This window comes from Paludibacterium flexuosum (assembly GCF_037076605.1).
Classification (GTDB): domain Bacteria; phylum Pseudomonadota; class Gammaproteobacteria; order Burkholderiales; family Chromobacteriaceae; genus Paludibacterium.
Genome location: NZ_AP029060.1, coordinates 1,378,483 through 1,403,051, shown reverse-complemented (window position 1 = coordinate 1,403,051; position 24,569 = coordinate 1,378,483). Strand labels below are relative to the sequence as shown.

The window sequence follows — 24,569 nt, the reverse complement described above, 5'->3', positions numbered from 1 at the left end:
TTGACGGGAAAAGCACTGCGATATGGTGTGTCAGCAAGCTGATCGCCATGCTCCCGGCAGGTGGAAAGTACGACGGGCGTGATGGCTGTCCGGTCTGTCCTTTGGGGTGCATAGGGATGCGGCCTGGTGGGCCTCGGCGCCATTTTTTTGTCCATCGCTCATGAATCGTTTTCCAGGCCTGTTCCGGGCTTGTGTGATCTTTTGCAAGGAGAAGTTATGTCGCTGCGGATGACGCCAATTGCCATTGCTCTGGCAGTTGCCACGTTCCCAACTGTGTTGTTGGCGGAAGAAAGTACGCAGGTGGGGGGCGCTTCGGATGCAACCGAACTTCCTGCCGTTGTCGTGAAGGCTAAAAAGCCGTCGGTGGCTGCCGTCTATGCGGCAGGGCAGGTGTCGAAAAACGCCAGCGTAGGGGTGTTGGGCAATCAGGCGATCCTGGATACGCCGTTCAGCATGACCAGTTACACCGCACAGCTGATTGAGGATCAGCAGGCCAGGACCCTGGCGGATGTCATGCAGAATGATGCTTCGGTCCGTTTTACCACCTCCAGCGGTCATGCCTACGAGAACTACCGCATCCGCGGTTTCGATGTCAGTGCCAATGACCTGGCTGTGAATGGCATGTATGGTCTGGCGCCATATGGGCATACGCCGGTTGAGTTTATCGAACAGGTTGAAGTGCTGAAGGGGCCGAGTGCGCTGTTTAGCGGCATGGCGCCCAGCGGCGGAGTCGGCGGGGTCATCAATCTTGTTCCAAAGCGTGCGGCCGACACGCCGCTGACGCGACTCTCTGTGGGTGTTCAGTCAGATTCCCAGCTGGAGGAAACGCTGGATGTCGGTCGTCGCTATGGCGAGAACAATGAATGGGGCGTGCGCGTCAATGCCGCGCTCAGTGACGGCGATACCACGCTCAGTGGTCAGTCCAAGCGGCGCGATTTCCTCTCGGCCGCGCTGGATTACCGTGGACAGCAGCTCAAAGCCAGCCTGGACGTGTATTACAGCAAGGAGTCGTTCAGCGGCGGTACGCCAGCCATGTACTGGTTTGCCACGAGCGACATTCCACCGGCTCTGGATGCCAGTACCAATCTCTTCCCCAATGCCAGAGGAACACTGGAAAGCAAGGCGGCCATCCTGCGTGGCGAATATGCGCTGAATGATGTCGTGTCGCTGTTTGCCGGTCTGGGCAGTATGCGTCACGACTACAGCGGCTTCATCAATGGCACCCATGCCCGCAGCATCCAGGCCAATGGTGATTTTACCGGCCGCATGGTGGCGCAACGTGGCTATGACGAGAATGTCTCGGCAGAGGCCGGTATCCGCAGCCGTTTCAATACCGGCAGCATCGGTCATGCGCTGGTGGTACATGCCAGCGAACTGCAGCAGGAAAGCGGTTCTGCGGTCAATATGAGCAGCTTCTCGTCCAATCTTTATCATCCGGTGACGGCCGCGATGCCAGACATCCCGTCTACCGCGCCGAAAACCGGCGATGTCACGCTGTCCAGTCTCGCTCTGATGGATACCCTTTCCCTGCTCGATGACAGGGTCAAGCTCACCATGGGGCTGCGCAATCAGCGGGTGAAGACCACTTCTTACAATGGCAGCGGCGCAACCACGGCCAGCTATGACAAGTCCGTGGTGTCTCCGGCAGTTGGCTTGGTGGTTAAACCATGGGGGCCGACGGTTTCGCTGTACGCCAATTATGTGGAAGGTCTGTCCAAGGGCGATACCGTGACGGATACCTCCGCGACCAACTACAACCAGGTGTTCTCACCCTACAAGACCGAACAGAAGGAAATGGGGGTGAAGTGGGATGCCGGCCGCTTCAGTCACACTGCCAGCCTGTTTGAAATCACCAAGCCCACGCTGGTGGCCATGGGCAGTATGACCAACCCCACCTATGTCGATGGCGGCGAGAAACGGGTGCGCGGGCTGGAATGGAGTACCAGTGGCGAGCTGACCCGTGCGATGCGTTTGCTGGGGGGGGCGACTTACAGCCAGGGTGTGCAGACCAAGACGGCTTATGGCCAGAACAACGGCAAGCAGGCGGTGGGTGTGCCGCGCTGGCAGGGCAATATGGGGCTGGAATGGGATACTCCCTGGGTGCCGGGGCTGACGCTGAGCAGCCGTGTGATTGCCACCAGCAGCGTGTATCTGGACGCGGCCAATACCCAGCAGATTTCCGGTTGGAGTCAGCTGGATCTGGGGGCGCGCTATACGACTCGCGTTGGCGGCAAGAAAACCGTGTTCCGTTTTGGCGTGGACAATGTGTTCAACCGTCATTACTACTCGGGCAGCTTCAGCGACAGTACGCCGATTGCCACCCTGGGTCAGGCACGCACCTATACCGTGTCGGCCACCACGGACTTCTGACGGATGGAAAAGCTCCGACAGTATTTGGGCCGGAGTCTGGGCGGGCTGATGGCCTTCGGGCTGTCAGCCGCCTGCCTCGCCGCCGGCTGGCAGTCAGTGTCGGCCCAGGCCGGGCAGCAGATCGACCTGCTGTCGCGCAGTAACGGAGAGCGCTATCGCATCATGGTGTTCCGGCCAGAGACGCCGGTGCCGCAGGACGGCTATCCGGTGCTGTATGTGCTGGATGGCAATGCCGCTTTTCCTGTTGCGGCCTTCATCGCCCGAGGCATTGCACGGCGCCGTCATGAAACCGGTCTGGTGGCGCCGCTGGTGGTCGCGGTGGCGTACCCGCAGCAAGAGGATTTCGCTTATGACGCCCGGGCAAGGGATTACACGCCGCTCCTGCCTGGCGGGCCAGTCGTCGCCGGGTATGGTGGCGCAGAGCGTTTCTTCCGCTTTTTGCAAACAGAACTCAAGCCGCTGATTCAGTCGCGTTTCCCGGTTGATCTCCGGCGACAGGGTATTTTCGGCCATTCCTTTGGCGGCTTGTTTGTCAGTTATGTCTGCCTGAAATATCCGCAAAGCTTTTCCACCTGCCTCGCCTCCAGTCCTTCCCTGTGGTGGGAAAACCAAATGGTGCTCAATCTGGTGCCGACGACCATGCCCGCGTCCGGTCTGCCGGCATTTCAGCTGACGGTTGGTGCGCTAGAAGATGACCTCCCTGCAGAGAACCTGTCTGCGCAGCGGCGCACGACCTTGCTGTCTCGGCCGATGATTGCGCCTGCCCGGAAGCTGGCTGAGGCCCTGCAGGCATTGCCCGGACAGGCTGACCGTGTTCGCTTCCAGGTTCTGGAGGGGGAGGATCACGGGTTTTCCTGGATGCCAGCGCTGGTTCGCGGCATGGCATTTTTTGTTCAACAGCCCTGATATGACATGTCTTATGCCGGACGTATCCATGATGAATCTCTTGTGTGGCGTGCTCGCCATCGTACTGGGCAGTGTCAGTCTGTTTCTCGCCTCACCCAATCAGAACTGGCTGCCCCGTCCTTTACCCCGCGGGCGAACACGCTTGGTGGCGCTTGCCCTGCTGCTGGCGGGTCTGCTGCTGCTGTGTCGCGTATTTCTGTTGCTGAGCAGTGTCTTTGTTTTCAGTTGCCTGCTCATGGTGGTCTTGCTGCTCTGCCCTTATCTGGGCGCGCTGCTCATCAGCGGGAGGGCCAGTCGATGAGCCCGTCTCCCATTCGCAGATCCTGGCTGGGCAAGACGCTGACAGGGCAGGTGCTGGGCTTGGCGCTGGGTTTTGCCTGCGGAGGTCTGTTGCTGCAGCGCCTGGGCGAAGTGCCTCTTCCGGTGCGTTCCCAGCTGGCTATGTGGCTGGTGGTGCCGGTCTGGCTTGGCGTCGCCGGCACGGTCTATCTGTTTCGTCATGTTTGGTCGGCCTTGCTCTGTCTGGGAGGGGTGAATGCACTGGCCTGGCTCTGGCTGGGCTGGCTGAGCCGGGGAGGGCTGTCATGAAAGTTCCGTCCGACATCATCCGGATCTACAAATCCCTGCATACCTGGGTTGGTCTCATTGCCGGTCTGGGGCTGTTCATCGCGTTTTATGCCGGTGGCTTTGCCGTATTCAAGGAGCCCATCCGTGCATGGCTGCAGCCGACAGTGCCGCTGCGCATGGTCTCGCTGGCCGATGCGGGCCGACTGGTAGAGGCTGTCCTGGCCAGCAAGCCGTCCGTGGCGGCCGGTTTTACCGTGCATGTCACGGAGCAGGGGGGGATTCCGGCTCGCTTGAGCTGGCAGGCGCAGACTGGCGAAGAAGCGCACGGGGCAGGACGCTTGTTGGTTGCCGGCCTGGCCGAAGAGGGAGGGGTGCAAATCCAGCCATTGCATGGGGCCAGCTTGCCAGATTTTATCGATACGCTGCACCGGGTGATCGGCCTGCCTGTCGATCATGATTACGCACGCTGGGTGATGGGGGTCGTTGCGGTCCTGTATGCACTGGCGCTGATTTCTGGCGTGGTGGTGCTGCTGCCTTCGCTGGTCAAGGATTTCTTCCGACTGCGAACCGGCAAAAACCTCAAGCGCATGTGGCTTGATGCACACAATATTGTCGGCATCATCAGCTTGCCCTTTCACCTGGTCATGGCCATTACCGCCGTGGTGTTTGCTTATCATGACCTGTTCTACCTGGTGCAAGACCAGTTATCCGGCAAGCCGCCGCGCCCGGTGCAAAGTGCTCCGCATCACGCACCGCCAGGGCCTCTGGCCGCAACCCTGCTCACGCCGCAGCAGTTGCTTGAACGGGCCAGGCAACTGGCCCCCGACATGCAGGTGGATGCCTTGCAATATCAGGATATCGGTGGGGCGCGCCCGCTGGTGAGAGTGTGGGGGCATGACAGCCGGGCGGTCATGCCACGCCCACAAGGCGGCTTCCTGGTGCTGCAGCCTTATACCGGCCACCTCGAGAGCAAGGAGATGGTGCCCGGCGCTCAATCGCTATCCAATACCTTGATCAGCAGTTTCTTTGCGTTGCACATGGCCTTGTTTGGCGGAGCGCTCCTGCAGTGGCTGTATTTCCTGCTGGCCATGGCGGGTGCGTGGCTGTTTTTCAGTGGCAATCTGCTATGGATAGAGTCGCGCAGGGTCAAAGTCGCGCACGGCGAGAGCAGTGTCCCTGCGCAGCGGCGAGAGGTGCGCAGCATGGCCGCACTCTCGGTCGGCATCAGCCTGGGATGTATGAGCGGCATTTCCCTGGCGATGGCAGCCAGCAAGTTGCTGAACTATTTTGCTCCCGGGGTGGAGTGGCACCTGCCGCTTTACTATGGGGTGTTTCTGCTGTCGATTGCCTGGGCGCTGCTGCGTGGCGCAGCCAGGGCATCCCGTGATTTGCTGCGTTTTTGTGCACTTGCCACGCTGGCCATCCCCATTTCGTCGCTTTGGGTTGCGGCACAGAGAGGGTATGTCGCAGGTTGGGCCGTCGATGTGACGGCATTGCTGGCCAGCGGGGTGCTGGCATGGCTGGCGGGCTGGGTCGGCCGCCGCCTGTCGGCAAGTGCCGCGGACTCGGTATGGCACATTGCTGGCCGGTGAGGCGGCACGGCTGCCGGGGCAGTGTGAGGGTTCGTGCTGATTACCCCGGTCATTCAAGAAGCCCTTGCCTCCTCGGGCAAGGGTCAATCTGCCTGGTTGTCACCGGGCGGTGTGTCGTCGCGCCGCGCCTGAATGAAATGCATCAGGCGGCTGGCAAGGTCGCCGCCTTCCAGCAGGGTGCGCGGCCACTCGGCGGCATGGATTTCCAGTGCCAGCCGGCGGGCAATGAATTGCTTCCAGGCCGGTACGATGGCCTGGCTGTGGTTCCAGGCATGGTTGAGTGCCAGCATGGCTTGCTGCACTTCCGGGTCTGCGCCTTGCAGGTAGCGGGTACAGAAGGCATCCAGCTTGACCCAGTGCGCGGCATCTTCCTGCGGGTAGATGTGCCAGACCATCGGCTTGCCGGCCAGTTGAGCGCGCACGAATGAGTCTTCGCCCCGCACGAAATTGACATCGCAGCTCCACAGCAGGCGGTCGTAGCTTTCCTGATCGCTGAAGGGCAGAACGTGCAGTGACAGCGCACCCCGTTGCAGGTGATCGCCGGCGACCAGCGGCTGGTGGGCAAATCCGGCGATGACGTCGCCCAGAATTCGTCCCTCGGGTACCAGGCAAACGATCTTTTGCGGTCCGGCGGCCCAGTGCTGCATCAATTCGCCAATCGCGGCGTTTTCATAGGCAAACAGACTGACATACAGCGCCTCCGGGTCGTGCGCTGGCAAGCCCAGGCTTTGCAGTAGCAGGCTTTTCCGCTCGGGCTGCTGTTGCCACTGGCGAGCGGCCTCGACCAGGCCTTGTTCGGCGATGATGCCCCCGCTGCGCGCGGTAAAGCCCGGGAAGAAAAAATGCCGGGTAATGCTGAAGCTGGGATGGGGAGAGAGCATGCCATGGCAGCAGTCGATCCAGTCTTCTGCCGTCAGGTATTCCAGGTTGATCCACAGCGGCGGACGACGGCAACGTGCCATGGCGGCCAGAAAGTCTTCCGGCAGGCTGCAGCCAAAGGCATCCAGCACCACCTCGCCGGGCAGGGCGTCGGCCGGCAGTTGCGGTGTCCAGTGCAGCACCTCGATGCCGCGGTAGTCCTGGCGTGCCAGGTTGGCGCTGATGCCGGGACAGAGACGGGCAAAGCTGTGCAGGTCATCGACCCACAGGCGCACGCGCTGGCCATGCTCGCGCTGGAGCTGGCTGGCAAGGCGCCAGGTGACGCCAATGTCACCATAGTTGTCGATCACATTGCAGAAAATGTCCCAGGACAGGGGCGGCGTGTGTTGCGTCATGCAGAAATATCCGGTGCTCATCAGCCTCTAGCATAACATCATGCGGCCGGGCCGGGCCGGACATCCGGGGTGCCGGAGCAGACCGACACCCCGAACGATCAGACGTGCAGCAGCAGGAAGCGGCGTTCCCAGGGGCTGATGACTTCGAAATACTCGCGGTACTCCAGTTCCTTGATGGCGGCATAGGCGCGGATGAAGCGTTCGCCGAATACTTCGATCAGCGGTTCGCAGCCATTGAGCATGTCGATGGCGTCATCCAGGTGGCGCGGCAACTGGTGTGGTTGCTCATAGGCACTGCCGGCCAGGGGCTCGGTCGGCTTCAGTCCTTCTTTCATGCCCAGATAGCCGCAGGCCAGGCTGGCGGCAATCGCCAGGTAGGGGTTGACGTCGACCCCGGGCAGGCGGTTCTCGACGCGACGGGCGGCCGGGCTGGAGTGCGGAACGCGCAGGCCGCAGGTGCGGTTGTCGTAGCCCCAGGAGAGGTTGATCGGTGCCGAGGTGTAACGCGACAGACGACGATACGAGTTCACATACGGCGCAAAAAAGGGCATGGCCGGCGGCAGATACTTTTGCAGGCCGCCGATAAACTGGAAGAAACGATCTGACGGGCTGCCATCGGCATTGGAGAAGACGTTCTTGCCGGTTTGACGGTCGACCAGGCTCTGGTGGATGTGCATGGCGCTGCCGGGTTGCCCCTGCATCGGCTTGGCCATGAAGGTGGCGTACATATTGTTGCGATAGGCCACTTCGCGCACGGTGCGTTTGAACAGGAACACCTGATCGGCCAGATCCAGCGCATTGCCGTGATCCAGATTGATCTCCATCTGTGCCGGACCCATTTCATGGATCAGCGTGTCGATCTGCAGGTTCTGCTTTTCGCACCAGTCGTACAGCATGTCGAAGATTTCGTCGTATTCGGAAATGGCATCGATGCTGAAACTCTGGCGACCGGCTTCGGTGCGGCGGGTACGGCCGACCGGGGGAGACAGCGGGATGTCTTCGTCCGGCTGGATCTCCACCAGGTAAAACTCCATTTCCGGCGCCACCACCGGCGTCATGCCTTCGGCTTCGTACAGCGCCAGGATCTGCTTGAGCACATTGCGCGGTGACAGCTCGGCCGGCTTGCCGTCGAAGCCGACACAGTCATGGATGATCTGGGCCGTCGGATCCGCCGCCCAGGGAACCAGTCGCAGGGTGTTGGCATCCGGGATCAGGCGCAGGTCCGGGTCGGCCTCCGGGGTCAGGCTGGCGTCAGGATAGTCGCCGGTGACGCTCAGTTCGAACACTGCCTCGGGCAGGCGCAGCCCTTCTCCGGGATCGTATTTGTGGCGCGGTACGACTTTGCCGCGCGCCAATCCGGTCATGTCCGGAATCAGGCATTCGATCTCGGTGATTCGGTGCTGATCAAGCCAGCTGGTAATACTGTCGGCAGGGTTCATAAATCCTCTTGCGGTGGGAAGAAGGAAGGGCGTTAAAAATATTTAACGCTCATTCATCCTAGGTGGCCTTGCCGGGCGGCAGCAATCTTTTTGTCATGAAAGTCTGATGCTGTTGTCGTTAACCAACAAATCCGCCCGCCGCGTCCAGCGCTGAACTGTCCTCGGAAAGGTCGTTTCGCGGTACTATTCTTTAATTGTTATCAGAATCTTCGCTCTGGAATCTGCATGTCTGACCAATCTCACTCCGAGCCGCGTCGTCCCCAGCCGCGGCGTTTCTGGCGTTATGCGCTGGCCGCCGTGCTCTTGCTCTGGGCCCTGTCCTGGGGTTTCCTTGCTTATATTGCCCCCGGGCTGGTACACGATGCGGCGGTACGCTGGGCGCAGGGTATCGGCCGGCAATTGACGCTGGAGGAGGTGGCGATTCACCCATGGCGCATGAGCCTGGAACTCAAGGGGGTCCGGCTGCGTGACCGCGACGGCAGCCCCTTGTTTGCGGCCGAGCGCATCCAGCTGGATGCCATGCCGCGGGCCTTGCTGATCGGCCATTGGCATGCCGAGATGCTGGCGCTGTCCCGCCCGGAAGTGGATCTGGTGCGTGCTGCCGATGGCAGCTGGAACTGGGCCCGGCTGGTGCGCGATGCCAGCGGCCCGGGGCCGTCTTCCGGCAGTGCGCCCAAGGTCTTTATCGACTGGCTGACCTTCAGTCAGGGCCGGCTGGTGCTGCGCGATCTGCAGGGCAGTCCGGATCAGACCTATGACCTGCAGCGCATTAACCTCAATTTGCATGACCTCAGTACCCTGGCCGGTGAGGGGGGCTATACCCTGTCGGCTACCCTGGGCGAGCATACCCGCCTGAAGTGGCGCGGCCTGCTGGGGCTGGAGCCCTTGTCCTCGTCCGGCCGCATCACCATCAGCCAGCTGCCGGTGGCCGATGTCTGGGACTATCTGGCGCCTTATCTGCATCTGGCGCCGCCGCGCGGCAATCTGTCGCTGGATCTGAATTATGTGTTTGACCTGAAGTCGGCCAGGCCGCGCCTGACCCTCAGCACGCTGTTTGCCCGCATTGACGGACTGGGACTGCGCTCGCCGGATGGCCAGAGTCAGCTGGCGCTCGGCCAGTTGGCGCTGGAGGACGGCCTGCTCGACCTGCAGAAACATTCGTTATTTTTTAAACGCATCCATCTGTCGAATGGGCAAGTGACGGCTGTGCGTAATCAGGCCGGTCAGCTCGACTGGCTGGCCGCCATGCCCGCGCAGGCTGCTGCGGCCGACAAGCCGGCTGCTGGTCCGGCGTGGCATATCCAGGTCAATGATCTGCGGCTGGACAACTGGCAATGGCAACTCAGGGATCAGAGCCGCGTCAGTCCGGTCGAGCTGAAGGGTCATTTGCCCTTTCTCTCGCTCGGGGTGCGGCTGGGTGATCCGGCTGGTCTGGCGCTCTCGCGCATCACCGCCAATCTGAAGGACCTGTCGCTGGCTCAGCCGGGGCAGCCCCCGATGTTGACCATGGCGCATCTCGGTCTGGGCGAAGCGTCGATGAGTGGCCGGCAGATCCATGGCGGGGTGCTGACGCTGCAGCAGCCTGTGCTGCAAATCGAACGCGCGGCGGATGGGTCGCTCAATCTGGATGCCTTGCGCGCCGGTTCGGGCGGTCGCCCGGTGGTGGCGGCCGTGCAGAAGGCTGAAGACCGTGGCTGGCAATTTACCCTGCCTCGTCTGGCCATGGCCGATGGCCGTCTGGTCTGGCGTGATCGCACGCTGGCCCAGCCTGCCGAAGTGACCCTGGCGCCCCTGGCCGGCAGCCTGAGTCCCCATCCTTCGGACGGGGCATTCGACGTGAGCCTCAATGCCCATGCCGGCCGCGGTCAGCTCGATTTTGCCGGTCAGTTCGATCCGGCGGCCGCGCAGCTGCAGGGGCAACTGACCGCGCAAGCCCTGCCGCTGACGCCGCTGTCGCCGTATTTGCTGGCCAAAACCCCGCTGGCCATGCCGCAGGGAAACCTGTCGGCCAAGCTGGATCTGCGCTATGGCGCCACGGGCTGGCAGCTGGCCGGCAGTGCGGGTCTGAACAGCCTGCTGATTCGTGAGGCCGGCGAGCAGAACCCCTTGCTGGCCTGGCGGGCTCTGAATCTGTCGGGGCTGAAGTTGTCCGGCAGTCCGCTGGCGGTGTCGGTGCGTGATGTGCAGCTGGATCGGCCGGTGGTACGGCTGGTGCTGGATCAGAACCGGGTCAGCAATCTGCGCCGGCTGTTTGCCGCAACGTCTCCGACACCGGCGAAACCGGCCACGGGCAAGGCCGCGCCGCTGATCTTTGACGTGCGCATGATCCGGGTGCGCAACGGCAATGTCGATTTTGCCGATCAGGGCATGAAGCCGGCCTTTGCCACCCGCGTCAATCAGCTGGGGGGCACCATCAGCGGCCTGTCTTCCCGCCCCGGCAAGCGTGGTGCCATCGCGCTGAATGGTCTGGTCGACCAAAACGGTGACGTGCGCGTACGGGGTGCCCTGGCACCGCTGTCGTTTACCGACAGCGCGGATATCCAGCTGATGTTCCGCAATATTCCGCTCACCAGCCTGAACACCTATTCGGAGAATATCGCCGGCTGGCAGATCGATGATGGTCGCCTGTCGGTGGAGCTGCAGTATTTGCTGTCGCAGCGCAAGCTCAAGGGCGATAACCGCATTGTGGTGGATTCGATCAAGCTCGGACCGCAGGTCGAGCGTCCCGGCATCAGCCGTTTGCCGCTCAGTCTGGCGGTGTTGCTGCTGCAGGACAGTCATGGCCGGATCGATTTGCATCTGCCGGTCAGCGGCGATCTGGACGATCCGCAGTTCAGCTATGGCGGTCTGGTATGGCAAGCCTTCGTCAATGTGGTGCAGAAAGTGGCCACCGCTCCCTTCCGTGCCCTGGGGGCGATGCTGGGCATGGATGGCTTTGACGATGTGCGTTTTGTCGCGGGCGAAGCGGCCGTGACCTCACCCGAACGGCAGAAACTGGGCGAGCTGGCCAAGATGATGTCGCAGCGCCCGCAGATGCGTCTGAGTATCGCCGGGACCTGGGATCCGCAGGCAGACCGTCGCCAGTTGGCCCGTGCCCGGGTGGACCGGGCCATCCTGCAGGCGGCCGGTGTGGTGCTGCTGCCGGATGAGCCGCTGCCGGCCGTCGATGTGCAGGATGTGGAAATACAACAGGCGATCAAGACCATGTTCGCCGATCGCGTCGGCCGCCTGAAACTGGTGGCACGCATGGTTTCCGGCGGCAGCGGGCCTGCCTTCTACACGGCCTTGCGGCAGGAGGCCATCCAGAACGAGGCGGTGGCCGATGCGGACTTGCTGGCACTGGCCAATGCCCGTGCCAGGGGCGCACAGCAATACCTGGCGCAGACCTGGCCAGAGTTGAAGGCGCGCATCTCGCTGGCCGCGGCCAAAACCGCCCAGGCCAGTGCCGACGGGGTGCCGCTGGCGATTGATCTGACAAGACCATGAGAAAACTTTCGTGTTCGCCATCAATGCGCTAGAATGCGGCATGTAGTGCAGACAGATATCAGCAAACACAAGATATAGTGCAAGGGCCGGTGCAAACGTTTTCCTCCCGGAAACGCTTTGCCCGGCCCTTGCGGATGTGATGAGAGGACCAAGCCGTGAAACAGGAAAACGTAGCTGCCATGACCGAGCAGGATATTTCCCGCGAAGTGTTGCTGGAGAAATATGCCAAAAACGGTGAGAGCGATGTGTCCGAAGTGCGTCGTCGTGTGGCACGCGCACTGGCGGCGCTGGAGCAGGATCCGGCGCGCTTCGAGGAAGAGTTTTACATCGCGCTGGAAGGCGGCTTCATTCCCGGCGGTCGCATCAACTCCGCAGCCGGCACCGATTTGCGTGCCACCCTGATCAACTGCTTCGTCCAGCCGGTCGGCGACTCGGTCAGCGAGGCCATCGACGGCAAGGTCGGCATCTATTCCGCGCTGCTGCAGGCCGCGGAAACCATGCGCCGCGGTGGTGGCGTCGGTTACAACTTCAGCCGCATCCGTCCCAAGGGCGCGCGCGTCAAGGGTACCAACAGTCGCGCCTCCGGCCCGGTCTCCTACATGCGTGTGTTCGACCGCAGCTGCGAGACCGTCGAGTCCGCCGGCGCGCGTCGTGGTGCCCAGATGGGCGTGCTGGATTGCAGCCATCCGGATATCGAGGAGTTCATTCACGCCAAGGACCACGGCGATCTGAAGAACTTCAACATCTCGGTCGGCGTTTCCGATGATTTCATGCAGGCAGTGGATCAGGATCTCACCTGGCAGCTGGTGCATGCCGTCGAACCTTCCTCCAAGGCTTTCCCGGACAGCTTCCGCCGTGACGACGGTCTGTGGGTCTATCGTGAAGTGCGTGCACGTGATCTGTGGCAGCAGATCATGGTCTCGACCTATGACCATGCCGAACCCGGCGTGCTGTTCATGTCGAAGATCAATCGCGACAACAACCTGAGCTACTGCGAAGTCATCGAGTCGACCAACCCCTGCGGCGAGCAGCCGCTGCCGGATTATGGCTGCTGCGATCTGGGCTCGATCAACCTGACCCGCTTCGTGCGCGATCCGTTCGGCGAGGCACCCTCGTTTGACGAGGCCACCTTTGAAAGCGTGGTGCGCAGCTCGATCCGCATGCTGGACAATGTGCTGGATCTGACCGTCTGGCCGTTGCCGGAGCAGGAGCGCGAAGCACAGAACAAGCGCCGAGTCGGCCTTGGCTTCACCGGCCTGGGCGATACGCTGATCATGCTGAAGATTGCCTATAACAGCGAAGCCGGCCGTCGCTTTGCGGCCCGTGTCTCCGAAGTGATGCGCAATGCCGCCTACGATGCCTCGGTCGATCTGGCCATCCAGAAGGGGGCTTTCCCGCTGTTCGATGCCGACCAATACCTGGCCGAACCGCATTGCGCCAGCCGCCTGCCGGACGCCATCAAGGATCGCATCCGTCAGCACGGCATCCGCAACTCGCACCTGCTGTCGATCGCGCCGACCGGCACCATCTCGCTGGCCTTTGCCGACAATGCCTCCAATGGTATCGAGCCGCCGTTCTCCTGGTTCTATACCCGCAAGAAGCGCATGGCCGACGGCACCACGCAGGAATATCTGGTGGAAGACCACGCCTATCGTGTCTATCGCATGCTGGGCGGCGACGTGAAGAGCCTGCCGGACTACTTTGTCTCGGCGCTGGACATGAGCGCTCTGGACCACATGCAGATGGTCGCTGCCGTGGCACCGTTCATCGATACCGCCATCTCCAAGACCGTCAACGTCCCGGCCGATTACCCGTTTGGCGATTTCGAGTCGCTGTACATGCAGGCCTGGCGTGCCGGCCTGAAGGGGATTACCACTTACCGGCCGAACAATGTGCTCGGGTCCGTGCTGTCGGTTGAGCCGGCCAAGGAAACCCCGCAGGATCTGTCTGCCAGCCAGGAGGGGGATCCGGATCGTCGTATCACCCTGAACAGTGCGCCGAGTCCGGCTCTGGCCAGCCTGAAGTGGCCGCATCGTCCCAAGCTCAAGCAGGGCAATCCGTCCTGGACCTATATGGTCGAGCATGACAGCGGTGACTTTGCCGTCTTCATCGGACACGTCGAAAACGGTCACAAGCAGCCGTTCGAGTGCTGGGTGAACGGCAACGAGCAGCCGCGCGGTCTGGGCGCTGTCGCCAAGACCCTGTCGATGGACATGCGCTGCCGTGACGTCGAGTGGCTGAGCATGAAGCTGGAGTCGCTGGCGCAGACCTTCGGCGACAAGCGCTATACCGTCGAGCTGGGCGACAAGCTGCTGCATGCCAGCAGTGCGGCTGCCGCGCTGGGGCATATCGTGCGTTTCCGCGTCGAGGAGCTGGGCGCGCTGGCGGCGCAGGAAGGGGAACCGACGCCGGTGATCGACGCCATGTTCGCCCGCAAGGAGCCGAAGTCCGGCACCGATGGCACCATGAGCTGGTCGGTGGACATTGCCAATCCGCAGACCGGTGATGACTTCGTGCTGTTCCTCAAGGAACTGGTGCTGCCGACGGGCCAGCGTCGTCCGTTCTCCATGTGGATGGCCGGCAGCTATCCGCGTGAGCTGGATGGCCTGTGCAAGATGCTGTCCATGGACATGCGTGTCATCGATCCGGCCTGGATCGGCATGAAGCTGCGCAAGCTGCTGAGCTATGCCGAGCCGCAGGGCGATTTCTTCGCCCGTACGCCGGACAGCGAGAAGTCGCAGAGCTGGCCGTCGACCGTCGCCTATATGGCGCGTCTGGTGATCCATCGTTACGCCATGCTCGGCATCCTGACCGAAGAGGGCTTCCCGGTGGAGAACATGGGCGTGATGGTGCCGGAGCAGGGCGATCTGTTCGAAGACGGCAATGTTGAGCAGATGAAGCCGGTAGCGGGCAAGCCGTGCCCTGAGTGCGGCAATCACGCGCTGATCAAGCGCGACGGCTGCGAGTTCTGCACGGCCTGCGGCCACGTGGGCGCCTGCGGCTGATCCTGCCTCGCGCTTCCCGGCCCGTCGTCCTTGCGGACGGCGGGCTTTTTATCGTCAACAAGGAGAAAACAAGATGATGCGTGTGAAGGACAATCCGGCTGATATCGGCCGCTGCGGCTGTGGCCGGCGTGAATACTGTGATGGCAGTCATGCCCTGACCGAAGAAGCCTGGCAGGCCTTGCAGGCCAGGGAGCGTGCCGCACAGCAGGGGGGCGAGCCCGCCGTGGATGAGGCAGATCTGTTCGACTGATCCGCTTTCTCTGGGGTCGGTCGCCAAACCCTGTCGCTAGACGGTAATGATTCTGACGTGATGAAGCGCTGTTGGCCGCTCTGCAAGTTTCCCCGGCTTGTTTAGATTGGCCGGGCTGATGGCAGCATTCAACGACTGGACAGGAGACGTATCATGTCAGAACGCAGCAAACGCAGTAACGTGCATGACGAAACGTATGCACCGGGCAATGTCGACGCGAGCCGTGTCGATCAGGTTCTGGTCAACCGGCCCCATCTGCAGATTGATCTGGGCGAGGCCGGACGGGCCCAGACGGTGGAAATCCCCGCCAGTCTGACCGAACATGCGCAGGGCTATTATGGCGAAGGTTCAGGGCGCTTCTTCTCCATTCTGGAAAATCGCGTGCCGCCCACGGTGGTGACGCATTTTCAGCAGGGGGAAGACAAGCTGGTGATTCATGGTCTGCAGCGGGCGCCGATTTATGCCGAGGATGAGGAAACCGGCGCCGTTCTGGTGACCGGTTACCACAGCGGTTATTTTCTCTCGCGCGATGCACAGCGGATTTTTGAAGGTGTGCAGCGCGATGGTGACTACGTCATCCAGATGCGTTCCAATCCCTCGATGATCGATACCGCAGATTGCGCCGACGACGACAGTCGCCGCTGCGATGTCGTGGATTTTGCCATCCTGCGCGGGGTGTCGCCTTCGGTCACGCTGGAGCAGATCGTTCAGGTGGATCAGGGGTATCTCTACGGCTGATGCGCTCGCATCAAAAAAGCAGGCAACCGAACGGTTGCCTGTTTTTTTATGTGGCAGAACTCATTGTTTGCCAGGGGGGCGGTGCAGGGTGACCGGCGCCGTGGTGGCGTCCTCCTGCGGGCTGCCGCAACTGTTGCAGCTGCTGCAGCCGCCGGCGCAGTCACCGGTTCTGGCGCTCTTGTGCAGCTTGCGCACGGTATACACCACGCTGGCGACCACCAGCAGGCCGATGATGACGTATTGCATCCACAGTCCGTGACTCATAGCAGGGCCCTCGCTATCTGGTAAGTGGCCAGCGCCAGCACATAGGCCACGACAAACATATAGCTGAACGACAGGATGACCTTGCGCCAGGAGCCGGTCTCGCGGCGGATGACCGCCAGGGTGGACATGCATTGCGGGGCAAAGGCGAACCACACCATCAGCGCCAGCGCGCTGGCCAGCGAGAAGTGGCTGGCCAGGACGTGACCGAGCGAGCTGACATCCGCATCACTGCCGACGGCATAGACGGTGGCCAGGGTGGCCACGGCGGTTTCCCGGGCGGCAAAGGCCGGAATCAGCGACAGGGTGATCTGCCAGTTGAAGCCCAGCGGCTCGAACACATGCTGCAGTGCGCGGCCCAGATAGCCGGCGAAGCTGTAGTCGATGGCCGGACCGACGGCGCCGGCAGGCGGCGAAGGGAAGGTGGAAATGAACCACATCACCACGGTCAGCGCCAGAATCACCCCGGTCAGACGACGCAGGAAAATGCTGCCACGCTCCCAGAGTCCGATGGCCACGTCGCGCGCCTGCGGCAGGCGATAGGCCGGCAGCTCCATCAGCAGTGCGTGTTCGCTCTGGTCGCGGCCCAGCTTCTTGCAGATCCAGCCCACGACCATGGCACCCACGATGCCCAGCATGTAGAGCGCAAACAGGACCAGCCCCTGCAGATTGAACAGCCCCCAGACCTTGATGGTCGGGATGAAGGCACCAATCAGCAGCGCGTAGACCGGCAGGCGCGCCGAGCAGGTCATCAGCGGGGCGACCAGAATGGTGGTCCAGCGGTCGCGCGCATCGGTAATGCTGCGCGTGCCGATGATGCCGGGAATCGCGCAGGCAAAGCTCGACAGCAGGGGGATGAACGAGCGGCCGGTCAGACCGACGGAAACCATCAGGCGGTCCAGCAGGAAGGCTGCCCGCGGCAGGTAGCCCGACTCTTCCAGTACCAGGATGAAGAAGAACAGCACCAGGATTTCCGGCAGGAAGCCGAGTACCGTGCCCAGACCCGCCAGGACGCCATCGCAGATCAGGCCCCGCAGCGGACCATCCGGCAGGCTGGCGCCGACCAGTTGGCTCAATCCGTCAAAGCCATCGCCAATGGCATCGGTCAGCGGCTTGCCCAGCGAATACACCGCCTGGAAAACCAGGAACATTACTGCCGCCAGGATGATCGGTCCGATGACCGGGTGCAGGGTCCAGCGGTCAATGGTATCGACCATTCTGTCCGAGGCATGCGGCATGGTGACGGTGGTGCGCAGCAGGTCGCGTACGGCTTCGTGCACATCCTGCCCGTCGCCGGCACGGGCTTCGGCGTCATGGGCCGGGATGCCCTGATCGACCAGCGCGATCAGGTCACGAGCCCCGCCACGGCGCACAGCAACGGTCTGCACCACCGGCATGCCCAGGCGGTGCGACAGCGCTTCAACATCAATGTGGATGCCACGACGGCGCGCGGCATCCATCATGTTCAGCGCCAGCACCATCGGCCGGCCCAGGCGCTGGACCTCCAGCACGAAACGCAGGTGCAGGCGCAGGTTGGTGGCATCGGCGACACAGACGATCATGTCCGGAATGGCTTCTCCCGGGTATTGCCCCATCAGCACGTCGCGCGTGATGCGCTCATCCGGACTGGCGGATTCGAAACTGTAGGCGCCGGGCAAATCTAGCAGGCGGATCTTGCGACCGGAGGGCGCGGTAAAGCGGCCTTCCTTGCGCTCGACCGTGACACCGGCGTAGTTGGCCACCTTCTGACGGGCACCGGTCAGTTGATTGAACAAGGCGGTCTTGCCGCAGTTGGGGTTGCCCACCAGGGCAATACGCAGTGCTGCCTCAGTCATGAGCGGTCTCCCGGTTGATGACCACGCGGCGAGCCTCGGCCTGGCGCAGGGCAAAGCGCGTCGAGCCGATCTGGATTAGCAGCGGATCGCCGCCCCAGGGGGCTCGGGCCACCACGCGCACCGGTTCACCCGGTACGAAACCGAGGTCGCGCAGGCGCTGGGAAATGGTGTCGGGTGAATGAACATCGTCGACATGGTCGACGATGGCCTGGGCGTGGGTGGGGAGGTCGGTAAGCGTCATGGCGCGGTCTTAAATAATAATCGTTCTCATTATCTTCCAGCCAAGACCCGATTGGCAATACTTGCTGTGGGGGAATTGCCGCTTGCTTGATGTCGGTCAAGCCGCAGGGTACCGGGTGTTGCGGGTTCGCACCCGTGCGGGAATGGTCAGCAAAGATCGCGCCCGCCGCAGCGGGCGCGATGCGCGGCGCTCAGGCCAGAACCTTGCGTCTTGGCATCAGCACCTTGCCCAGCAGGCTGACCGGCGAGCCCAGCCCGGCAGGGACATTCAGACGTTGTCGCAGCCAGAGCATGACGCCCGGCACCAGCCGGACGAACTGCTCGGCGGCACAATGACCGGCTCGGTCGATCAGCCAGATCTCGGCATTGTCCTTGCCGGCAAAGCCCAGCGTGTCCTGACGGCTGACATAGGGATCATTGCTGCCGTTGATGACCAGCAGCGGCACCCTGGGGGCCCCCGCGAGCAGTCCCTGGTGTGCCAGGGAAAACTCCTGTACCAGTTGCCGCGCCTGCGAGTCATCCGGCATCTCCGCCAGTTGCATGGCATTGGCGATGGTCCCGGTCAGGGCATTGTTCAGTGCCAGCGGGCTGGCGCCGGGCTGGGTGTCGAAGCCGACCGGACCGCCGATGTCGACCGCCGCATCGACACTGCCGAGCATCGCCAGCTTGGCCGCCCAGTGTCCGCCAATGCTGATGCCGAGCATGCCGCAACGGGCTTCGGGGTCGCGCAACTGCTGGATGACCTGCTCGTAGACCAGGTGGCTCTCCGGTTGCAGCGGCAGGGTGGTCTCTCCGGTGCCGGGCATGTCCAGCACACAGACACGCATGCCACCGAAACGCGCCAGTGTCAGTGCCAGTTTGTGCAGCTCGAATTTGCCGATGTACACGCCGCCACTGAGGCAGAGGAGGGGGCGCGGGCGACGGGTGGTTTTCGCCGGTTCGAACAGGTGCACCATGATCTGCGCAGCGCCGGTCGGCAACTGCACCGTCAGTGCCTTGCGGCTGAAATGACAGGGAAATTCGGGGGCCGCGCGCAGATAGCAGCGGATCTGGTCGGCGAGCGCCTGCTGCCGTTCCGGTGTGTTGATGACCGGGAAGCGCGCCGCACCGTGGCAGGCCGAGGCCTCCAGCCAGCGCCCGGCGCGTTCGGCCTGCATGGCATGCAAGGTCCACTCATGTGTCCAGGCCCCCGGACCGGTGCCCCAGAAGTTGGTGACATGGCTGCGCACCTGGCGCAGCGATTTGCCGGAAATCCCCTGGGCTTTCAGTTGCCAGGCACGTTCGTCAAACAGCGCCCGGTAGTCCAGATCAAAGGTAAACATGCAGTTTCAAGTCCCTTGCTGATGGCCTGCATATGGCGTCAAACGACGCGGACAGGCAACGGCATTGCGCGAATGCGGTTAAAGGCGGCTTATTATGATAATAAATTCACTATCATGACAACTTGATAATGGTCAGTACGCGGCGGCGACGCGCTTGAGGTGCGTGACGTCGTGGCGAGTGCGGCGAGTCTTGGTGCCGCCATGCTAATGGCATTGCCTGTTGACGACAACCGCTTTGCCGACATGGCAAGGCGCCTCCCTCCTGGCCTGCGAGGGTTTTTCTCTGCAGGACGCCCGTTTTGCACACATCATGCGATAATATCTTCACATAAAGAAAAATGGTGGCGCCAATCTGGCCTGCCGGGTTTGTGAGGGGAGTTTCCGGATGTTCAAGAATTGGTCGATCAGACAAAAAATCCTGATCAGTGTGGCGGTGATCCTGACGGCATCGCTGCTGGTGCTGGCGCTGGTCTCGGCGCATCTGTTCCGCAGTGTGCTGACCGAGCGGCTGGAGCAGCACGAGCTGGTCAAAACGGTGGAAGCCATCCGCAATGATATCGATGCGGCTGTGGCCTTGCCGCTGCACCAGACCCGCCAGATGGCGCGCAACAGCTATGTGCTGGACTGGTTGAGTGCCGGAGAGCCGGCCAGCGGTGTGCCGGCTTTCCAGCACTATGCCGCCGAGGTGAAGAAGGCGACCGGTGCCAGCATCATTTCCTGGTCGTCCGAAGCCACGCTGAACAATTATGGCGATACCTTCCTGGTCAAGGTGCATCCGGACGGTGCCGACAAATGGTTCAAGGATTTTCTGGCCAGTGGGCGAGACAGCGAGTTCAACCTCGGGGTTGAAGACGGCAAGAGTCAGGTGATGATGTTTGTTGATGTCCTGGCGCATGACGCGCATGGCCATCGTTCGATTGCCGCACTGGGCTTTGACGTGACCGCCATGGCCGAGCGCATCCGCAAGATGGCGGTTGGCGACAAGGGACAGGTGTTCGTGGTGGATGATCAGGGCAAGATCCAGATTCATCGCGACCCGTCACTGGTCAAGGTGGGGGACAAAGTCGCCATGGCCAGCCTGCCGGGCATGGCGGACGTTGCTGCCGGGCTGCTGAACAAGACCGCCTTCAATCTGGCGCATTTCACCGGGCCGGATGGTCCGATGGTGGTGGCTTCCAGTTACCTGCCGAGTGCCAACTGGTTTGTGGTGGTGCAGATTCCGGAAGACGAAGTCTATGGGGCCCTGAGCCACACCATGCTGTGGCTGGCCCTGCTGGATGTTCTGGTGCTGGCGGTCGCGCTGCTGCTGATTTTTACCGTATCGGGCAGCATTACCCGGCCGATTGCCCAGCTGCGCGACGCCATGCGCTCCCTGACTTCCGGGCACGGCGATCTGACCATGCGCCTGCCGGTGGAGAGTGGCGACGAGTCTGGCCAGGTGGCCGAGGCCTTCAATGCCTTCATGGCGCAACTGCACGCGATGTTCCTGCGGGTCCGCGATCAGTCCCGGCTGCTGGGCGCCGGTGTCGAGCAGTTGTCCCAGATGAATGTGCGGCTGGAGCAGGGGTCGCGCGCCAATGCCGACATGGCGGAAGCCACGGCGGCCACCATCGAACAGATGACGGTCAGCATTTCTCATATTGCCCAGAGCAGCCATGCGACCGCCGGGATCATTGCCGATGCCGGGGCGTTGACCGATCAGAGTACCGACTCGGTGCGCAAGGTATCCGGCGAGATTGGTACGGTCGCCCAGTCCATGGACGGGGTGACGCAGCTGGTGGGCGACCTGGAGTCCCGCTCCGGGCAGGTCGGCAGCATTGCCGGGGTCATCAAGGATATTGCCGATCAGACCAATCTGCTGGCACTCAATGCCGCCATTGAGGCGGCGCGTGCCGGGGAGCAGGGTCGCGGCTTTGCTGTGGTGGCCGATGAGGTACGCAAGCTGGCCGAACGCACCAGCCAGGCCACGGTGGAAATTGACCAGATTGTGTCTTCGATGCGCGACGCCTCGTCCCAGGCGCTGCAAGGTGTGGCACAGACCAATGAGTCGGTGCAGAGCGGGGTGTTGCTGGTCGATGCCGCGCTGAGCCACATTGCCGCCATTCAGCAGAGCATGCAGGCCGTCATTCGTCAGGCGGGCGAGATCCGTGATGCCACCAGCGAACAGTCGCGTGCGACCGAAGACATGGCACGCCATGCCGAACAGATGTCGGTGCAGGTGCAGCAGGGCGATGTCGAAATCCGCCAGGCCAGCCAGGTGATCGTGCATCTGGCTGATCTGTCGCGCACGCTGGAGCAGGTGGTGGGCGGATTCAGGCTGTAAACGGCTGCCGGCGGGCCGGCCCGACGTCAGGCACTGACGTCGATCTGCCCGCCACTGCCGCCACTATCGCCGGTCAGTTCGGCCTGGCTGGTATTGTCGTTGATATCGGCCATCGCCTTGTCGATATCGTTGAAATCACGGTCAATGTCGTCCATCAGCTTCTTGCCGCCCGGCTGCTCGCGTACCAGTGCCTTAAGCATATTGCGCATGCCCTTGAGCTTGGCGGCCAGCTCCTGCAGGGCGTTGGCCAGACTGGCATCCGCCATCTTTTCCTGGGCATCTGCCGCCGCCTCACTGTTGCTGCCCGCCTGATGGCTCACCGTCGCATCCGTCTTGTCCTGCCCGCTGCTGTCGACCGCTTCGCTGCTGTCCGTTCCGGCCTCTGTGGTCGTCCCGGCATCGGCCGATACATTGCTGGTCACCTCGGGCAGACTGGTGTCGATGCTGGCACTGCTGATGTCCGCCGTGCTGTCGCCACTGTCTGTTGTCTCCGAACTGCCTTCGTCTGTCTGGCCGGCCACACTGAAGTTGATCGGCTGGCTGCCCCCGCCGCTACTGCCGCCACTGAGTGACTTCAGCTCGGAAGCCAGGGACTTGAGTTCCTTGGCCAGCCTGGAGAGCTCTTGCGCCAGTCCTTTGGCGGTATGGGATGAGGCCATGCTCATCATCTGCTGCAAGGCTTTGACCCGCTGTTTCAGATTCTCGGCACGTTGTGCCAGCGCCGCGCGCCGGCTGCTGCGATTGCTGCGCTGCAAAGTGGCCAGGTTTTTCTTGGCCACCTGCTGATACTGGGCCATGGCCGTTTCCCATTGCGAGATGGTCTGACCCAACACGCTCTTCAGGGTGACCTGATCCTGGCTGGCCGAGTTGACGGTCTTGGCTGGTTCCGCGGATGTCGTGGTACGGCTGCTTTGGCTGGTCGACACGACAATCGGTTGGGAGAGAATACGAATAAGCATATTTTTTACAAATTCTGATGACAATCGTTTATCGGCCGAATGGCGATGATCTTGAGTGAATCTCTGGCCATGCTGCCGTCCCCTGCCTTGCTGTCAGGCCAGTTGTGAGGCCTGCAGGCACGGGCGAGGCTGAGGTTTCTGCTGCCAATGTCGCTGCAAATGCGCGCCCAGTCGGTTGCTGGCATCGCGCAGGACGTCATCGGAGATCGAGGCGAAGGCCAGCTGCAGCCCCGGCGGATAGCGGTCAAGCAGTGCCAGGGCGGAGAGGGCACGAACCGGCAGGCCCTGTGCCGCCAATTCGGCGGCGATCTGCTGATCGTTGAGCGAGGCCGGCAGCCAGAGCACGAAATGAAAGCCGCAGTGCTCGCCGGACAGATGCGGGCGTTCGATCCAGCGGGACAATGTCTGGATCACGATGTCGCGCCGACGCTGATAGGTGCGCCGCGCCTGGCGGATATGGGCGTACAGGTCGCCGGATTCGATCATGGAGGCCAGGGCCTGCTGCTCGATCAGACCGGGGTGGGCGCCGGTGGCATACAGACGCTGAATCAACGCGGCCCGCCAGCTTTGCGGCACGATCATGAAGCCGATACGCAAAGAGGTGTAGAGCAGCTTGTTGAAGCTGCCACAGAACAGCACATGGTCAGCGCTGTCGCTGGATTTCAATGCCGGTGGCGGCGATTTCAGATAGTTGTATTCGCTGTCATAGTCATCCTCGATGATCAGGCTGCCATGATGCCGGGCCCAGTCCAGCAAGGCTGCCCGGCGGGATGCACTCAGGGTATACCCCAGCGGAGACTGGTGTGCCGGCGTGACATAGACCGCGGCACAGGGGGTGTTGCCCAGCGCCTCGACGCGAATCCCCTCCTGATCGACGGGGGTCGGCTGCAGGGCCAGACCGCGGGATTCAAAAATTTCCCGCGCCTGACGATAGGTCGGGTCTTCGATCGCCACGCGCGCGCCTGCCGGCAGCAGTCCTGCCACCAGGCTCAGGGCCTGGCGAATGCCGGTAGTAATCACGACATCTTCTGCCCGGCACTCAATGCCGCGCACGCCCTTCACATAGACGGCTACCGCCTGGCGCAGGCGGGCCAGCCCGCCAAATTGCATCAGATGCATGTCGTCCACCTCAATACTGCGCGTCGCCCGGGACAGATGCTGGCGCCACCTGGCCATATCCAGCAGCAAGGGGTCTGCCGAGCGGGCGATGAATGCCTGGCGTGCCGGGCCGGGCCCGCAGGGCGCCATGCCGTGCGTGTCGGGCAGCGGGGCCGGCTTGCTGTCCGGTACGGGAGACGTCGGGCTATTGCGCACCTTGCACGGCGTGTCGGGCAGCAGGAAGTGTTCGGGCAACTGTGCCGCCACAAAGGTGCCGGCACCCTGGCGCCGCTCCAGATAGCCCTCGATCGCCAGACGCTCGTAGGCCTGCTCGATGGTGCCGCGAGACAGGGACCAGCGGCTGGCCAGCTCGCGGCTGGAGGGGACTTGTACGCCGCGGCGCAAGCGTCCCTCGAGAATCGCCTGCCGCAGGCTGCGATACACCTGGTCCTGACGGGTCAGTCCGGTCAGGGAGGGATTGTCGAGTAGCGGGATGTCGAGGGTTTTCACGGTACGCATAGCGGTCTGCGAAGTGGTCTATTGTAAAAACATATAAGTGGTGCTTCTTGGTGATCCACTATGCGTTTAGGCTTACTGAGCGTCAAGTAATATTCATGGGGAGCGCGAAAATGAAAAAATTCTTGGCATTCCGTGGCCTGGCTAACTTATTGTTAAATCAGTGGTACATCGGCATGGTCAGCCATGTCGGTCGGTCTTTTCGCCCCGATGTCGAAGCTTTGGGCGAGGGCCTGCAGGATCGGCAGGGAGGATGGCGCATGTGCCAGTGTCTGTCTTCCCGCCGGGCTGCCAAACTGCCGCCTGTTTGAGGGCAGGGCAGCGTTGTGACGGGCAGATCGGCCTCCGCCGGGTCAGGACAGGATCAGGTGGAACGGAAGGTCTAAAA

The 24,569-nt window shown here is 62.3% G+C and carries 19 protein-coding genes; 11 read left to right on the top strand and 8 right to left on the bottom strand.

The features are described from left to right. Positions 1-363 precede the first annotated feature (363 nt). The 5 genes from AACH39_RS06640 to AACH39_RS06620 are packed head-to-tail and all read left to right on the top strand — an operon-like array spanning position 364 to position 5,435. On the top strand, positions 364-2,370 hold the full coding sequence (locus tag AACH39_RS06640; protein ID WP_338621157.1) for a TonB-dependent siderophore receptor: 2,007 nt from the start codon (positions 364-366) through the stop codon (positions 2,368-2,370). A gap of 3 nt (positions 2,371-2,373) precedes the next feature. Further along, positions 2,374-3,276: an alpha/beta hydrolase-fold protein gene (locus AACH39_RS06635; RefSeq protein ID WP_338621156.1), complete on the top strand. Its 903-nt coding sequence runs from the start codon at positions 2,374-2,376 to the stop codon at positions 3,274-3,276. Positions 3,277-3,304: 28 nt separating this feature from the next. Next, on the top strand, positions 3,305-3,577 hold the full coding sequence (locus tag AACH39_RS06630; protein ID WP_338621155.1) for a hypothetical protein: 273 nt from the start codon (positions 3,305-3,307) through the stop codon (positions 3,575-3,577). After that, entirely contained in the window at positions 3,574-3,864 is a 291-nt protein-coding gene (locus AACH39_RS06625; RefSeq protein WP_338621154.1) for a hypothetical protein, read from the top strand. Before AACH39_RS06630 ends, AACH39_RS06625 begins: the two co-directional genes overlap by 4 nt. Further along, positions 3,861-5,435, top strand: a complete 1,575-nt coding sequence (locus AACH39_RS06620; RefSeq protein WP_215781781.1) for a PepSY-associated TM helix domain-containing protein — start codon at positions 3,861-3,863, stop codon at positions 5,433-5,435. The genes AACH39_RS06625 and AACH39_RS06620 overlap by 4 nt, the downstream gene beginning before the upstream one ends. 83 nt (positions 5,436-5,518) lie before the next feature. Here the strand turns inward: AACH39_RS06620 and earP are convergent, their stop codons facing one another. Continuing rightward, positions 5,519-6,709: an elongation factor P maturation arginine rhamnosyltransferase EarP gene (earP, locus tag AACH39_RS06615; RefSeq protein ID WP_215781782.1), complete on the bottom strand. Its 1,191-nt coding sequence runs from the start codon at positions 6,707-6,709 to the stop codon at positions 5,519-5,521. A 98-nt stretch (positions 6,710-6,807) separates the two neighbouring features. Further along, positions 6,808-8,148, bottom strand: a complete 1,341-nt coding sequence (locus AACH39_RS06610; RefSeq protein WP_215781783.1) for a glutamine synthetase family protein — start codon at positions 8,146-8,148, stop codon at positions 6,808-6,810. A gap of 225 nt (positions 8,149-8,373) precedes the next feature. On the opposite strand from AACH39_RS06610, the gene AACH39_RS06605 reads away from it, so the two are divergent. From AACH39_RS06605 to AACH39_RS06590, 4 genes are all read left to right on the top strand, one after another. Further along, positions 8,374-11,634 carry a DUF748 domain-containing protein gene (locus AACH39_RS06605; protein ID WP_338621153.1) on the top strand — a complete coding sequence of 1,087 codons (3,261 nt, stop codon included), beginning with the start codon at positions 8,374-8,376 and terminating at the stop codon, positions 11,632-11,634. A gap of 155 nt (positions 11,635-11,789) precedes the next feature. After that, positions 11,790-14,639 carry an adenosylcobalamin-dependent ribonucleoside-diphosphate reductase gene (locus AACH39_RS06600; protein ID WP_338621152.1) on the top strand — a complete coding sequence of 950 codons (2,850 nt, stop codon included), beginning with the start codon at positions 11,790-11,792 and terminating at the stop codon, positions 14,637-14,639. Positions 14,640-14,712: 73 nt separating this feature from the next. After that, on the top strand, positions 14,713-14,889 hold the full coding sequence (locus AACH39_RS06595) for a hypothetical protein (protein ID WP_215781788.1): 177 nt from the start codon (positions 14,713-14,715) through the stop codon (positions 14,887-14,889). Between the two features lie 153 nt (positions 14,890-15,042). Next, the gene (locus tag AACH39_RS06590) at positions 15,043-15,627 is read left to right on the top strand and encodes a hypothetical protein (RefSeq protein ID WP_215781791.1); all 585 of its coding nucleotides are present in this window, start codon (positions 15,043-15,045) and stop codon (positions 15,625-15,627) included. A 60-nt stretch (positions 15,628-15,687) separates the two neighbouring features. On the opposite strand, the gene AACH39_RS06585 is transcribed toward AACH39_RS06590, so the two are convergent. The 4 genes from AACH39_RS06585 to AACH39_RS06570 form a co-directional block, all read right to left on the bottom strand. Continuing rightward, positions 15,688-15,891: a FeoB-associated Cys-rich membrane protein gene (locus AACH39_RS06585; RefSeq protein ID WP_215781793.1), complete on the bottom strand. Its 204-nt coding sequence runs from the start codon at positions 15,889-15,891 to the stop codon at positions 15,688-15,690. Then, positions 15,888-17,723, bottom strand: a complete 1,836-nt coding sequence (locus tag AACH39_RS06580) for a ferrous iron transporter B (RefSeq protein ID WP_215781796.1) — start codon at positions 17,721-17,723, stop codon at positions 15,888-15,890. The genes AACH39_RS06585 and AACH39_RS06580 overlap by 4 nt, the downstream gene beginning before the upstream one ends. Continuing rightward, a complete protein-coding gene (locus tag AACH39_RS06575; protein WP_215781798.1) occupies positions 17,716-17,964 on the bottom strand; it encodes a FeoA family protein in 249 nt (82 codons plus the stop codon). Before AACH39_RS06575 ends, AACH39_RS06580 begins: the two co-directional genes overlap by 8 nt. A gap of 190 nt (positions 17,965-18,154) precedes the next feature. Continuing rightward, entirely contained in the window at positions 18,155-19,285 is a 1,131-nt protein-coding gene (locus tag AACH39_RS06570; protein WP_338621151.1) for an alpha/beta hydrolase, read from the bottom strand. Between the two features lie 385 nt (positions 19,286-19,670). On the opposite strand from AACH39_RS06570, the gene AACH39_RS06565 reads away from it, so the two are divergent. After that, entirely contained in the window at positions 19,671-21,608 is a 1,938-nt protein-coding gene (locus AACH39_RS06565) for a methyl-accepting chemotaxis protein (RefSeq protein WP_338621150.1), read from the top strand. A gap of 26 nt (positions 21,609-21,634) precedes the next feature. Here AACH39_RS06565 and AACH39_RS06560 read toward each other — a convergent pair whose 3' ends face one another. Both AACH39_RS06560 and AACH39_RS06555 read right to left on the bottom strand, forming a co-directional pair. After that, complete coding sequence (locus AACH39_RS06560) at positions 21,635-22,567, bottom strand: hypothetical protein (protein WP_215781805.1); 933 nt, start codon at positions 22,565-22,567, stop codon at positions 21,635-21,637. Between the two features lie 93 nt (positions 22,568-22,660). Further along, the gene (locus AACH39_RS06555; protein ID WP_215781807.1) at positions 22,661-24,184 is read right to left on the bottom strand and encodes a PLP-dependent aminotransferase family protein; all 1,524 of its coding nucleotides are present in this window, start codon (positions 24,182-24,184) and stop codon (positions 22,661-22,663) included. A 110-nt stretch (positions 24,185-24,294) separates the two neighbouring features. Between AACH39_RS06555 and AACH39_RS06550 the strand changes: the two genes are divergently transcribed. Continuing rightward, a complete protein-coding gene (locus AACH39_RS06550) occupies positions 24,295-24,492 on the top strand; it encodes a hypothetical protein (RefSeq protein WP_215781808.1) in 198 nt (65 codons plus the stop codon). Positions 24,493-24,569 lie beyond the last annotated feature (77 nt).